This is a genomic window from Delftia tsuruhatensis NBRC 16741 (genome assembly GCF_001571325.1).
GTDB classification, from domain to species: Bacteria; Pseudomonadota; Gammaproteobacteria; order Burkholderiales; family Burkholderiaceae_C; genus Comamonas; species Comamonas tsuruhatensis.
Genome location: NZ_BCTO01000010.1, coordinates 273,447 through 286,126, shown reverse-complemented (window position 1 = coordinate 286,126; position 12,680 = coordinate 273,447). Strand labels below are relative to the sequence as shown.

At 68.5% G+C, this 12,680-nt stretch carries 12 protein-coding genes; 4 read left to right on the top strand and 8 right to left on the bottom strand.

Annotation, left to right across the window (positions count from 1 at the left end; genetic code table 11):
• From DTS01S_RS04370 to DTS01S_RS04350, 5 genes are all read right to left on the bottom strand, one after another.
• Positions 1 to 489 carry a tripartite tricarboxylate transporter TctB family protein gene (locus tag DTS01S_RS04370; protein ID WP_016445735.1) on the bottom strand — a complete coding sequence of 163 codons (489 nt, stop codon included), beginning with the start codon at positions 487 to 489 and terminating at the stop codon, positions 1 to 3.
• A gap of 196 nt (positions 490 to 685) precedes the next feature.
• The gene (locus tag DTS01S_RS04365; RefSeq protein ID WP_016445734.1) at positions 686 to 2,488 is read right to left on the bottom strand and encodes a GspE/PulE family protein; all 1,803 of its coding nucleotides are present in this window, start codon (positions 2,486 to 2,488) and stop codon (positions 686 to 688) included.
• A 69-nt stretch (positions 2,489 to 2,557) separates the two neighbouring features.
• Positions 2,558 to 3,358 carry a class I SAM-dependent methyltransferase gene (locus DTS01S_RS04360; RefSeq protein ID WP_061287387.1) on the bottom strand — a complete coding sequence of 267 codons (801 nt, stop codon included), beginning with the start codon at positions 3,356 to 3,358 and terminating at the stop codon, positions 2,558 to 2,560.
• Between the two features lie 20 nt (positions 3,359 to 3,378).
• Positions 3,379 to 3,924, bottom strand: coding sequence for a DNA-deoxyinosine glycosylase (locus DTS01S_RS04355; protein WP_016451089.1), 546 nt, complete (start codon positions 3,922 to 3,924; stop codon positions 3,379 to 3,381).
• Between the two features lie 70 nt (positions 3,925 to 3,994).
• Positions 3,995 to 4,816 carry a TatD family hydrolase gene (locus tag DTS01S_RS04350; protein WP_016451088.1) on the bottom strand — a complete coding sequence of 274 codons (822 nt, stop codon included), beginning with the start codon at positions 4,814 to 4,816 and terminating at the stop codon, positions 3,995 to 3,997.
• A gap of 214 nt (positions 4,817 to 5,030) precedes the next feature.
• On the opposite strand from DTS01S_RS04350, the gene DTS01S_RS04345 reads away from it, so the two are divergent.
• Entirely contained in the window at positions 5,031 to 6,497 is a 1,467-nt protein-coding gene (locus DTS01S_RS04345; protein ID WP_061287386.1) for a methyl-accepting chemotaxis protein, read from the top strand.
• A gap of 43 nt (positions 6,498 to 6,540) precedes the next feature.
• Here DTS01S_RS04345 and lolD read toward each other — a convergent pair whose 3' ends face one another.
• The 3 genes from lolD to DTS01S_RS04330 form a co-directional block, all read right to left on the bottom strand.
• Positions 6,541 to 7,257 (bottom strand): lipoprotein-releasing ABC transporter ATP-binding protein LolD, encoded by a 717-nt coding sequence (gene lolD, locus DTS01S_RS04340; RefSeq protein ID WP_013800885.1) that lies wholly within the window; start codon positions 7,255 to 7,257, stop codon positions 6,541 to 6,543.
• Positions 7,250 to 8,503: a lipoprotein-releasing ABC transporter permease subunit gene (locus DTS01S_RS04335; protein WP_026062761.1), complete on the bottom strand. Its 1,254-nt coding sequence runs from the start codon at positions 8,501 to 8,503 to the stop codon at positions 7,250 to 7,252. Before DTS01S_RS04335 ends, lolD begins: the two co-directional genes overlap by 8 nt.
• A gap of 61 nt (positions 8,504 to 8,564) precedes the next feature.
• A complete protein-coding gene (locus DTS01S_RS04330) occupies positions 8,565 to 9,035 on the bottom strand; it encodes a MarR family winged helix-turn-helix transcriptional regulator (RefSeq protein ID WP_016445728.1) in 471 nt (156 codons plus the stop codon).
• A gap of 179 nt (positions 9,036 to 9,214) precedes the next feature.
• On the opposite strand from DTS01S_RS04330, the gene DTS01S_RS04325 reads away from it, so the two are divergent.
• The 3 genes from DTS01S_RS04325 to DTS01S_RS04315 all read left to right on the top strand — a co-directional run bounded on the left by DTS01S_RS04325 (position 9,215) and on the right by DTS01S_RS04315 (position 12,672).
• Positions 9,215 to 10,237 (top strand): tripartite tricarboxylate transporter substrate binding protein, encoded by a 1,023-nt coding sequence (locus tag DTS01S_RS04325; protein ID WP_012207201.1) that lies wholly within the window; start codon positions 9,215 to 9,217, stop codon positions 10,235 to 10,237.
• A gap of 44 nt (positions 10,238 to 10,281) precedes the next feature.
• Positions 10,282 to 11,607: a sulfatase family protein gene (locus tag DTS01S_RS04320; RefSeq protein WP_026062762.1), complete on the top strand. Its 1,326-nt coding sequence runs from the start codon at positions 10,282 to 10,284 to the stop codon at positions 11,605 to 11,607.
• A 66-nt stretch (positions 11,608 to 11,673) separates the two neighbouring features.
• Entirely contained in the window at positions 11,674 to 12,672 is a 999-nt protein-coding gene (locus DTS01S_RS04315; RefSeq protein ID WP_017406863.1) for a hypothetical protein, read from the top strand.
• The last annotated feature ends 8 nt before the right edge of the window (positions 12,673 to 12,680 follow it).

The following is a 12,680-nucleotide window of genomic DNA, read 5'->3' as shown; positions in this document are numbered from 1 at the left end:
TTAGCCGGTGATGAAGCTGGGCCAGACGGGGAACTGCAGATTCAGTGCCCACACGAAGGCCACATAGCTGCCTACGGCAAGAACGGTGGCCAGAATTGCCACTTCCTTGAAGTTGAAGCTATGGCCGCCCAGGCTGGCGATGAACACCAGCGCATAGATGGCGACGATCAGACCGAACTGGGGAATGCCCAGATTGGGAACGCCGACCAGCAGGATGCCGAAGGCAAAGTTCGCGGCCAGGATGAAGAACACCTGCTTCCACGCCCACTTGCCGATCTTGTCACCGCCGGAGGGTCCCTTGGTCAGGCCGGAGAAGCAGATGGCCGTGCCCAGAATGGACATCAGCACACCCAGGATCAGCGGGAAGTAGCCCGGGCCCATGCGGGCACCGGTGCCGACGGTGTAGTTGGTTGCGCCGATCGCAAAAGCGAGGCCGACAACCAAAAACATCACGCCGGAAAAAAAGTCTTTCTGACTCTTGATTTTCACGAGAATGTCTCCTTACGGAATCACGACCCGGCGATTTTGCGTTCAGAAAAACTGTGTCCGAATGTGGATTCCACCTACAAAGGGCATACCCTCATGTCCTACCCGCATGAGGAAAAAAGGGTGCCCATGCCAGGCACCCCATCCATCATTGGCAACGGCCTGCGCAAGAGCAGGCACTTACGTTTTTATCCGCCAGTCAGCCCAGCAGGGGCGTGCTGGCCATGACCTCTTGCAGCGTGGTCACGCCTTCGGCCACGCGCAGGGCTCCAGCCAGGCGCAGCGGACGCATGCCGTCCTGCACGGCCTGGCGGCGCAGCGCATCCATGGACGGCGAGGTGTGGATCTGCTGCTTGAGCGCCTCGCTCACGGTCAGCAGCTCGTACAGGCCCATGCGCCCGCGAAAGCCCGTCATGCGGCAATCCACGCAGCCCACGGGCTTGTAGGGCTGGTAGCTGCCTGACAGTTTCCAGGGCCGCACGGCCTCGGCCAGCGTGGCGGCCGAAGTCTCCTCGTCGCGCTGCTTGCATTGCGGGCACAGCGTGCGCACCAGGCGCTGGGCCAGCACGCCCAGCAGCGTGGCGTTGATCAGGTAGGGCGGCACGCCCAGCTCCATCAGCCGGCTCACGGCGCTGGGCGCATCGTTGGTGTGCAGCGTGGAGAACACCAGGTGGCCGGTCAGCGCGGCCTGCACGGCCATCTCGGCCGTGGCCAGGTCACGGATTTCGCCCACCATGATGATGTCCGGGTCCTGGCGCATCAGCGAACGCAGTCCCTCGGTGAAGCCGAAGTCCAGCTGCGTCTGCACCTGGGTCTGGTTGAAGCTGGGCTCGATCATTTCGATCGGGTCCTCCACGGTGCTGACGTTGACCTCCTCCGTGGCCACGCGCTTGAGCGTGGAGTACAGCGTGGTGGTCTTGCCCGAGCCCGTGGGACCGGTCACGAGGATGATGCCGTGCGGGCGGCGCACCAGCTCGTTCCAGCGCTGGGCGTCATGGCTGGTGAAGCCCAGGGCGTCCAGGTCCTTGACCGTGTTGTCGGGGTCGAAGATCCGCATCACCAGCTTTTCGCCAAAGGCCGTGGGCAGCGTGGACAGGCGCATTTCCACCTCGTCGCCGCGCGGGTTGCGGGTCTTGATGCGCCCATCCTGGGGACGGCGCTTTTCCACCACGTCCATGCGCCCGAGCAGCTTCACGCGCGAGACCATGGCGTTGAGAACGCCCATGGGCACCTGGTAGACCGGATGCAGCACGCCGTCGATGCGAAAGCGGATCACGCCCTGGTCGCGCCGGGGCTCCATGTGGATGTCGCTGGCGCGCTGGTCGAAGGCGTATTGCCACAGCCAGTCCACCACGCGCACCACGCCCTGGTCGTTGGCATCGAGCTGCTTGCTGCTGTTGCCCAGCTCCACCAGCTGCTCGAAGCTGGCCGCGCTGGCCGCACCGCCGGCCTTCTCGGCAGCGCGCACCGACTTGGCCAAGGCGAAGAACTCGCCCGTGTAGCGCTTGAGGTCCACCGGACTGGCCAGCACGCGGCGCACCTTGCGGCGCGCCTGGCGCTCGACCTCGGCCACCCAGTCGTCGATGAAGGGCTCGGCCGTGGCCACCACCACTTCCTGCGGCGACACCTGCACGGGCAGCACCTTGTGGCGCTCGGCATAGCTGGCGCTCATGATTTCGCCCACGCGGCCCGCATCCACGCGCAGCGGGTCGATGCGCAGGTAGGCCAGGCCGCTGCGGCTCGCCAGGTACTGGGTCAGCTCCTCGATGTCCAGCGCGCGCCCGTCACCGGCCCGGGCCACGCCCACGTTGGCCAGCCGGACCAGCGGGTGCTGGGTGCTCTCGGCCTGCGAGCAGCGCGCCACGGTGCGCTGGGCCTCTTCGGCCGTGATCACGCCGTCGGCCTGTAGCCACTGCACCAGCCTGCGCCAGTCCAGGGGCCCCGAAGGATTGCGCGGAGCGACGGCGGTTGTGGGCTGTGCGGTGGAGGTCGGGTCGGACATGGCGTTGGGCCGGAAGCTGAACTGCGCCCTATGGTAAGCCTGCCGGCCTCCCTGCCCGGCCAGCCCGCTCTACCAGGGCCGCACGAAGATCTTGGGCCAGCGCGTGGTGGGCAGGTCCCAGCGGGCCTGCACCTGGGCGCTGGCGGCCTGCAGCGCTGCGGGGTCGAGCGCGCGCGGCGTGCGCTGGGCCAGCACCACGGTGTTGCCTTCGCGCGTGGGGCGGAAGGCCCACATGGCCTCTTCGCCAAAGGCTTCGGCCATGCGTGCCAGGCTGCGCTCGTAGCTGGAGGTGCGGCCGAACAGGTTGACGGTCATGATGCCGTCCTCGGTCAGCAGATTGCGGCAATCGGCATAGAACTCGGCGCTGTCCAGCACGGGCGCGGCCGCATCGTGGTCATAGAGATCCACGGCCAGCGCATCGACCGTGCCCAGCCACTGGCTCTTGCGGATTTCCTGGGCCGCATCGGCCAGCACCACGCGCAGCGTGTCGCTGTCGGGCGGCAGCTTGAACCAGCTGCGGCACACGGCCAGCACCTGCGGGTTCAGCTCGATGGCCGTGGTGCGCATGCGCAGCTTCTTGTGGCAGAACTTGGTGATGGCCGCGGCGCCCAGGCCCAGCTGCATGGCATGGCGGCCGGCCACGCTGGCGGGTTCCATGAACAGCAGCCAGCCCATCATGCGCTGCACGTACTCCAGCTCGATCTCGAAGGGCTCGCGTATGCGCATGGAGCCCTGTATCCAGGGCGTGCCCAGGTGCAGGTGGCGCACATCGCCATCGTCGGAGACGCTGACTTCGGGCAGCTCGGCATCTGTGGCGTTGGCGGGAGAGGAAGGGGCGGCCTTGGCGGCGCCACGGGTCTTGCGTATCACGTCGGGAAAAATGGAAAGATTCAGAGCAGTTGATGGAGAGCCAGCGCCTCGCGCCAGGCCTGGACCTTGCGTTCGAAACGCCAGCTCGCGTTGGCCGGGCTGGTCGATGGCAGCTTCACGGCAGCCAGGCCCAGGGCCTGCGTGCGGCCGGCGTGCTTGTAGCTCTCGCCACCGTTGTGCAAGGCCAGCGTCAACTGCGGGCAGTGCGTGCGCAGCCCAGCGAAGTCGTTCACCTCGGCAGCGCGGATGGCGCTGTCCAGGCTGCCTTCGCGCTCGCAGCTGGCGTACACATCCCACAGCCCCAGACCCCGGGCCAGCAGCCATTCGCAGCGGCCCGCATAGTCATCGCGGCCGGGCTGCGGATACTCGGGCCACAAGGCCTGGAGCAGGGGCCAGAACTGGTTTTGCGGATGGGCATAGTACTGCTGCAATTGCAGCGATCGCAGGCCCGGAAAGCTACCCAGCACCAGGGCCCGGGTCCGCGCATCGGCCACCGGCGCCAGGCCCTGCCAGCGCGGGGTGCCGGGGGGCGGCAGGTCGGGAACGGTCAAGGACATGGCCGGCATTGTCGCCCAGCACTCGCCGGGCTGCTCGCAGCGGGCGGCAAGACCGCTCATGGGCATGCGCGGCCCAGGCTCAGGCCATGGCGGGCAGGCCGCGCAGCGCGGCACGCGCGTTGCGGCCCGTGGCCTCGGCCAGGGCCTGGGGCGTAATGCCGCGCAGTTGCGCAATCACATCCGCAATGCGTGCCAGCTCGGCCGGCGTGTTGCGGCCCTGGGCCTGGCCCTGGGCACGCTGCCCGGCCGTGGTGTAGAGCCAGTGCGGCGGAATGTCGGGAGCGTCGGTTTCCAGCACCAGCGCGTCCAGCGGCAAGCTGGCTGCCAACTCGCGCAGCCTGAGCGCGCGGTCATAGGTCACGGCGCCGCCGAAGCCCAGCTTGAAACCCAGGTCGATGAAGGCCTGGGCCTGCTGCACGCTGCCGTTGAAGGCATGGGCAATGCCACCCGCCACGGGCCGCGCGCGCAGGGTCTTGAGCAGCCGGTCGCTGGACTTGCGCACATGCAGGATGACCGGGAGATCGAACTCGCGCGCCAGCGCGATCTGCTGCTCGTAGAACCAGACCTGCCGCTGTGCGTCCAGCCCTGGCACGAAGAAGTCCAGCCCGATCTCGCCCACGGCCACCAGTTGGGGATCGCCACGCAGCCGGTCCAGCGTCTCGCGCAATGCGGCAATGTCCTGCTCGCGGGCATTGGGCGTGTACAGCGGATGGATGCCCAGCGCATAGCTGTCGCCATGGCGCCGCGCCAGCGCCACCACCGTGTCCCAGTGCTCGCGCGCCACGGCCGGAATCACCAGATGCGCAACGCCTGTCTCGGCCGCCTGCGCGCGCACGGCATCGCGGTCGGCATCGAATTCAGGGGCATCGAGGTGGCAGTGGGTGTCTATCCAGGCGGGCATGGCCGCATCATGCCACCGGCCCGGGCAGCGCCCGTCCAAGGGGCAGACGAGGCCCGGAGCAAGGGCAAACCCTTGGCTTATTGCGAGTCGGCTCCGTTTGACAAAATCAATACACGAATGGCTTGCGCCTCCATAAAAATACATAAAGTAACACTTACACCCCGCATCGGGCTCCCGCATCACCGGCCGGCATGCTTTGGAGAGAGGAATTCCCATGAAGCGCTCAGCATGGAGTCGAATCCTGGACCTCGGTGGCGCACGCCGCAAGGCGGAGCTTGACGGGCAATTGGCCGCCATACACAAGTCCCAGGCGGTGATCGAGTTCGACCTGCAAGGCCATGTGCTGGCTGCCAACCAGAACTTCCTGGACACCATGGGCTACGAGGCGCACGAGGTCATCGGCCAGCACCACCGCATGTTCGTGGACAGCCAGGTCAGCGAATCCCCCGAATACGCCCGGTTCTGGCAGCGCCTGGGCAGCGGCATCCACGATGCGGGGCGCTACCGGCGCATCGCCAGGGATGGGCGCGATGTCTGGCTGCAGGCCAGCTACAACCCCATCTTCGACCGGCATGGCCGGCCCTTCAAGGTGGTGAAGTACGCCACCGACATCACCGAGCAGCAGCGCCGCAACGCCGATGCCGAAGGCCAGCTGGCGGCCATCTCCAAGGTGCAGGCCATCATCGAGTTCGACCTGGACGGCAACATCCTCCATGCCAACCGCCTGTTCCTGCAGGCCATGGGCTACACGCTGGACGAGGTCGTCGGGCGGCACCACAGCATGTTCGTCCAGCCCCATGAGCGCCAAAGCGCCGAATACGCGCAGTTCTGGCGCAAGCTGGGCAGCGGCCAGCACGATGCAGGCCAGTACCTGCGCATCGGCAAGCACGGCCGCCAGGTCTGGATCGAGGCCAGCTACAACCCCATCCTCGATGCCGACGGCCGGCCCTTCAAGGTAGTCAAGTACGCCCGCGATATCACGCGCCGCTTCACGGCCGCGCAGACCCTGGGCGAGGCCATGCAGGGCCTGAGCGAAAGCGCCGAGCACGCAGGCCAGGCCAATGAACTGGCCCGCCAGGCCTGCCGGGTGGCCGAGCAGGGCGGGCGCACGGTGCACGAGGTGATGGGCACCATGGAGTCCATCAGCGCCAGCTCGCGCAAGATCAGCGACATCATCGGCGTGATGGACGGCATCGCCTTCCAGACCAATATCCTGGCGCTCAACGCCGCCGTGGAGGCGGCCCGCGCCGGCGAGCAGGGCCGGGGCTTTGCCGTGGTGGCCGGCGAGGTGCGGGCACTGGCGCAGAACAGCGCCGCCGCCGCCAAGGAGATCAAGCAGCTCATCCACACCTCGGTGGAGCAGGTGGCTCTGGGCGCCGAGCAGGTGCGACAGGCCGGCGGGACCATGCAGGAAATCGTGGATTCCTCCCACCAGGTCACGGCCATCATGGGCGACGTGGTGCAGGCCTCCATGGCGCAGTCTGCGCGGCTGCGCGAGGTCACGGCCGACCTGACGGCCCAGAGCGTGAACATCGGCGACACGCCCCGCGCGCAACCCGTGCGCCAGTCGCTGCCGGCGGCCATGGTTCCCGAGGCCCCGCAGATCAAGGCGGCGCCAGCGCCCACCGTGGTGCCTGTGCGCACGCCGCACATGGGCGGCAAGCTGCTGCGCATGGCCTGACGCCGGAGCGCGCAGGACGGCGCACGCAGGACCCAGTACAGGGTCAGGCCAGCTGTCCCTGCACCAGGCGCACCATGCGGTCGCAGCGCGCCGCGAGCTGCTCGTCGTGCGTGACCATCACAAAGGCCGTGCCATGGCTGCGCGCCAGCTCCAGCATCAGGCGGAACACGGTGTCGGCCGTGCTGCGGTCCAGGTTGCCGGTGGGCTCGTCGGCCAGCACGCAGGCAGGCTGCGTGACCAGGGCGCGGGCAATGGCCACGCGCTGGCGCTCGCCCCCCGACAGCTCGGCCGGCCGGTGCAGCATGCGTTCGCCCAGGCCCACGGCCGCCAGCATGCGTGCGGCGCGCTCCATGCACTCGGCCCGGTCGTCGCGGCGTATGCGCAGCGGCATGGCCACGTTGTCCTGGGCGCTGAATTCGGGCAGCAGATGGTGGAACTGGTAGATGAAGCCCAGGTGCCTGTTGCGCAGCGCTCCCTGCTTCTGGGCGCTGAGTTCATGCAGGGGCTCGCCCTTGAGGGTGACGCTGCCGCTGGTGGGGGCATCCAGCCCGCCCAGCAGGTGCAGCAGCGTGCTCTTGCCCGAGCCCGAGGCGCCGACAATGGCCAGCGTCTCGCCCGCGCGCACCTGCAGGTCGACACCTGCCAGCACCTGCACGTTGAGCCGTCCTTCGGCGAAGCGCTTGGTCAGGCCGCGCGCATCGAGGACCACGGCGCCCTGCTGGGACACTTCGAAACCGGGCATCACATTCACTTCATTCATAGCGCAGCGCCTCGGCGGGGTTCACGCGGCTGGCGCGCCAGCTGGGATAGATGGTGGCGACAAAGGCCAGGACCAGGGAGATCACGGCGATGGGCATGATGTCGCTGTACTGCGGATCGCTGGGCATCTTGCTGATCAGGTAGATGTCCTTGGGCAGGAAGTTGGCATGCAGCAGGCGCTCGATGGCCGGCACGATGACATCGATGTTGAAGGCAATGCCCAGGCCCAGCAGCAGGCCCGCGAAGGTGCCGATGACGCCCACCATGGCGCCCTGCACCATGAAGATTCCCATGATGCTGGACGGCGAGGCGCCCAGCGTGCGCAGGATGGCGATGTCGGCGCGCTTGTCGGTCACCGTCATCACCAGCGTGGACACGAGGTTGAACGCAGCCACGGCCACGATGAGCGTGAGGATGATGAACATCATGCGTTTTTCCAGCTGCACGGCCGCGAACCAGGTGCGGTTCTGCTGGGTCCAGTCGCGGATCAGCAGGCGGTCGGTGATGGTGTGGGCCAGTTCCATGGCCACGCGCGGTGCCTCATGCAGGTCCTTGAGCTTCAGGCGGATGCCAGTCGGCCCTTCCAGGCGGAACAGGCGCTGCGCGTCCTCGTAATGCATCATCACCAGGGCCGAGTCGTATTCGTAGTGGCCGGAGTCGAAGGTGCCGGCCACATGCATCTGCTTGAGGCGGGGCACCACGCCGGCCGGCGTGACCTGGCCGCCCGGGGCGATCAGCGTGACCATGTCGCCCTGGCGCACGCCCAGCGAACGCGCCAGCTCCACGCCCAGCACCACGTTGAACTCGCCAGGCACCAGGCGCTTGAGCACCTCGGCATTGGTGGCGGCCACGTCGGTGACCTCCCCCTCGCGCGCCGGATCGATGCCGCGCACCAGGGTGCCCTTCATGTCCTCGCCACGCGCCAGCAGCGCCTGGGCCGCGACGAAGGGGGCGGCGCCCAGCACGTCGGGGTTGGCGCGCGCCTCGCGCATGGTGCGCTCCAGATCGGGCAGCGCCGCGCCCTGGGGCGCGAAGATCTCGATGTGCGAGACCACGCTGAGCATGCGGTCGCGCACTTCCTTCTGGAAGCCGTTCATCACGCTGAGCACGATGATCAGCGCCGCGACACCGAGGGCGATGCCCAGCATGGAGACGCCGGAGATGAACGAGATGAAGCCGTTGCGGCGCGTGGCGCGCCCGGCCCGGGTGTAGCGCCAGCCGACGGCCAGTTCGTAGGGAAATTGCATGGGCATGCATTGTGTCATCGCCCGCAGGCCCTGCATGGCGGCAGGCTTTGCCGTCGGCGTGTCAGCGCCGGTGCCGTCCGCGGTCCACGCGCGGCAGGGCGTCGTAGCGGCCCTCTGCCTCCAGCGTCAGCGCATGGCGCTGCAGCCTGGCCAGCAAGGTGTCGAATTGTTCAAGTTCCTCGTCGCTGAGCACCGACACCAGGTCCAGGTGGATCTGGGCCATGCGCGGCAGGATCAGGCCATACATGCGCCGCCCCTCGGCCGTCAGCGACACGGCCACGCGGCGGCGGTCGCCGGGCAGGGGGCTACGCTGCACCCAGCCCTTTTCCTCCAGCCCGCTGAGGGCGCGCGAGGTGCGCGCGCGGTCCAGCTGCGCGCGTTCGGCCAGCTCCGACGACAGCAGGCCCTCGTTGGCAGCCACCGTGGCCATCACGCCCCACTCGCGGCGCGTGATGCCGAAATGCGCCTCGCACATGCGCATGGCCACGCCGCCGGCCGCACCAAAGTAGCGGTTGATGCGAAACAGCAGCATCTGCTGGATGGACGTGGGGGCTGGACGGGTATTCACGGGGAACAGTTGATTAGATCAATTGCTGCGGGGACTTCTACAGTGGCCCCGTCCGGAAAGGAGACAACGGGAGCCACCGTCCGGAGCCGGCCTGGGGATTCTCGCAAAGCCCGGCGCCCCCGCAGCGCAGAAAGTTCGCCACCATGTTTTCCCTGTTCCAAGCCACCCATGCCACCCATGCCTTGCGCAGCCCGCTGCTGCGGGCCGGCCTGGCCCTTCTGCTGGGCCTGGGCTCCGGCGCTGGCGCCCGGGCCGATGCGGCCGCCGATGCTGCCGCCTGGCCCGCCAAACCCGTGCGCATCGTCGTCGCCTTCGCGCCCGCTGGCGCCGCCGACATCCTGGCGCGCAGCCTGGGCGAGGTACTGCAGCGTGAGCTCAAACAGCCCTTCGTCGTGGACAACCGGCCCGGCGCGGGCGGCAACATCGGCACCGACAACGCGGCCAAGGCGCCCGGCGACGGCTACACGCTGCTGGTCGGCATAGACACGACCTTCACCGTCAATCCCTTCATCTACAAGAGCATGCCGTTCAAGGGCACGGACCTGCGTCCCGTGATGATGATCGCCTCGCAGGGAATGATGGTGGCCGTGAATCCCCGCACCGGCCTCAGGACCCTGGACCAGTTCATCGCCCAGGGCAAGAGAAGCGGCCTGACGCTGGGCTCGGCCGGCTACGGCACGCCAGGCCACCTGGCCTCGGCCATCCTCACCCATGCCACGGGCGCCAAGGTCAGCCACGTGCCCTACAAGGGCAACGCCCCGGCCAGCACGGCCGTGCTGGCGGGCGAGGTGGACGGCGGCATCATCAGCTCCTCGGCCATGCTGGGCCAGGTGGCGGCCGGCAAGGTCGTGCCGCTGGCCGTGACCACGCGCCAGCGCAACCCGCTGGTGCCCGGCGTGCCCACCGTGGGCGAGCTGGGCCACAAGGACCTGGAGCAGGAAGTGCTGTTCGCCCTGTGGGTGCCGGCCGCCACGCCCGAGCCGCTGGTCGCCAGGATCCAGTCCGCGCTGGAAAAGGCCATGAAGGATCCGGCCCTGCGCGAGCGCATGCGCGCCAACGACCTGTTCTATGAAGGCCTGACCGGCCCGGCCGCCGCCGAACGCATACAGGCGCTGGCCGACCGCTACCGGACCGTGATCCAGTCCACCGGAATGAAGATGGAATGAGCGCCGCCGCTTCCCGTCCACAACCCTGCACAGAGCGCATGTCCATGTCCCGTCCCAATATCCTCTTCATCGTGGCCGACGACCTCGGCTATGCCGACCTCGGCTGCTACGGCGGCCGGGCGGCCGACTTCGGCCCGGTATCGCCCGTGCTCGACCGACTGGCCGCCGGTGGCCTCAGGCTCACCCAGGGCTATGCCAACTCGCCCGTGTGCTCTCCCACGCGCTTTGCCCTGGCCACGGCGCGCTACCAGTACCGCCTGCGCGGTGCGGCCGAGGAACCCATCAACAGCAAGACACGCGGCACGCCGCTGGGCGAGAAGCTGGGCCTGCCGCCGGACATGCCCACCGTGGCCTCCATGCTCAGGGATGCGGGCTACCGCACGGCGCTGATCGGCAAATGGCACCTGGGCTACCCGCCGCACTTCGGCCCGCTGCGCTCGGGCTACGAGGAATACTTCGGCCCCATGTCGGGCGGCGTGGACTACTTCACCCACCTGAGCAGCTCGGGCCAGCACGACTTGTGGGTGGGCGAGGAGGAACACCATGACGAGGGCTACCTGACCGACCTGCTGTCGCAGCGCAGCGTGGACTTCGTCCACCGCATGGCCCAAGGCGATGCGCCCTTCTTCCTGAGCCTGCACTACACGGCGCCGCACTGGCCCTGGGAAACGCGCGAGGACCGCAGCACGGCCGAGGCACTGGGCGCAGGCATTGCCCACCTGGACGGCGGCAACATCCACCAGTACCGCCGCATGATCCACCACATGGACGAAGGCATAGGCTGGATCGTCGAGGCGCTGCGCGCCAACGGGCAGCTGGACAACACCCTCATCGTCTTCACCAGCGACAACGGCGGCGAACGCTTCTCCGACAACTGGCCCCTGGTCGGCGGCAAGATGGACCTGACCGAGGGCGGCATACGCGTGCCCTGGATCGCGCACTGGCCGGCCGTGATCGCACCGGGCCGCAGCAGCCCCCAGCACTGCATGAGCATGGACTGGTCGGCCACGGTGCTGGATGCCGCCGGCGTGCAGGCGCCAGAGGGCCATGCGCTGGACGGCATCTCGCTGCTGCCCGTGCTGCGCGCCGAAGATGCCGAATTCCCACGCACCCTGCACTGGCGCATGAAGCACCGCGGCCAACGTGCCCTGCGCGATGGCGACTGGAAGTACCTGCGCGTGGACGGCATCGACTACCTGTTCGACCTTGCCGCCGACGAGCGCGAGCGCGCCAACCAGGCAGTGCGCGCGCCCGAGAGACTGGCCGCCATGCGCAGCGCCTGGGAAGACTGGAGCCAGGGCATGCCACCCATCCCCGAGGACGCCACGGTCAGCCTGGTCTCTTCGGCCCGCGACATGCCCCAGCGCTGAACCGCGCTCCAAGGGGAAAAACGAAGGCGCCGGCATTGCGGCAACCCATGCCCGACAATAGCGGCCATGCTTTTGACTGCGCCCCTGGTGTCCTCCACCCAAGCCCCGCTGGAGGAAACGACCGAATGGATCATTCCCTATGCCGGCGGTCCGTCCTCGGATGCGGCGGATGACGCTGCCGTCGCGGCCGTCTGGGGCGGCCTGGAGCTGCCCCATCTCCAATCGCTGCTGGCGCTGATGCAGCCCGCGCCCGCACAGACCGGCACGGAGATGGATTTTTCTCCCCCCCACGAACGCGCCCTGGCGCACTCGCTGGGCCTGCCCGATACACCGGGCCTGATTGCCTGGGCCGCCTGGCAGGCCGGTGAGACGGCACAGGCCTGCGCCTATGTCACGCCCTGCCACTGGCACATAGGCGCAGACCAGGTGCACCAGAGCGATCCCGCCACCACACCCCTCAGCGATGAGGAATCCCGCCAGCTGCTGGCCCTGCTGGCGCCCTGGTTCGCCGACGACGGCATCGTGCTGGAGTACCAGCAGCCGCAGCGCTGGCTGGCGCGCGGTGCGCTGTTCGATGACCTGGCCACGGCCTCCATGGACCGCGTCATCGGCCGCGACGTGCGGCCCTGGCTGCCCGATGCGCAGCAGGCGCGCGCCCTGCACCGCCTGCAAAGCGAGGTGCAGATGCTGCTCTACACCCATGTCTTCAACGACGCCCGCGCCGCGCGCGGCCAGGTGCCCATCAACGCCTTCTGGGTCCACGGCGCCGGGCGCCTGCAGCCCGGCACGGCCACCGGCGCCAAGGCCGCCGTGCAATGCCTGGACGACCTTCACGCCGCAGCCCTGCAGGGCAACCCCGCTGCGTGGCGCGAGGCCTGGAAGGCGCTGGACGCCGGGCTCATCGCCCGCCTGCTGGAGCGCGTGCGCGCAGGCCACCCGCTCACGCTGACGCTGTGCGGCGAACGCCATGCCATCGCATGGAGCAGCCGCCCGCCGCGCTGGCTGGACAGGCTGACGGGCCTTTTCGGCCCCCGCGCCCTGCCCGACCTGGGCCGCATGCTCTGACACACTGC

Bases quoted from the DNA above. Each gene is read 5' to 3' on its own strand.
- DTS01S_RS04345 (WP_061287386.1), top strand. From the start codon at position 5,031: ATGAAGCGCTCAGCATGGAGTCGAATCCTGGACCTCGGTGGCGCACGC.
- DTS01S_RS04355 (WP_016451089.1), bottom strand. From the start codon at position 3,924: ATGCCGGCCATGTCCTTGACCGTTCCCGACCTGCCGCCCCCCGGCACC.
- DTS01S_RS04315 (WP_017406863.1), top strand. From the start codon at position 11,674: ATGCTTTTGACTGCGCCCCTGGTGTCCTCCACCCAAGCCCCGCTGGAG.
- DTS01S_RS04350 (WP_016451088.1), bottom strand. From the start codon at position 4,816: ATGCCCGCCTGGATAGACACCCACTGCCACCTCGATGCCCCTGAATTC.
- DTS01S_RS04325 (WP_012207201.1), top strand. From the start codon at position 9,215: ATGTTTTCCCTGTTCCAAGCCACCCATGCCACCCATGCCTTGCGCAGC.
- lolD (WP_013800885.1), bottom strand. From the start codon at position 7,257: ATGAATGAAGTGAATGTGATGCCCGGTTTCGAAGTGTCCCAGCAGGGC.
- DTS01S_RS04330 (WP_016445728.1), bottom strand. From the start codon at position 9,035: ATGCTGCTGTTTCGCATCAACCGCTACTTTGGTGCGGCCGGCGGCGTG.
- DTS01S_RS04335 (WP_026062761.1), bottom strand. From the start codon at position 8,503: ATGCAATTTCCCTACGAACTGGCCGTCGGCTGGCGCTACACCCGGGCC.
- DTS01S_RS04320 (WP_026062762.1), top strand. From the start codon at position 10,282: ATGTCCCGTCCCAATATCCTCTTCATCGTGGCCGACGACCTCGGCTAT.
- DTS01S_RS04365 (WP_016445734.1), bottom strand. From the start codon at position 2,488: ATGTCCGACCCGACCTCCACCGCACAGCCCACAACCGCCGTCGCTCCG.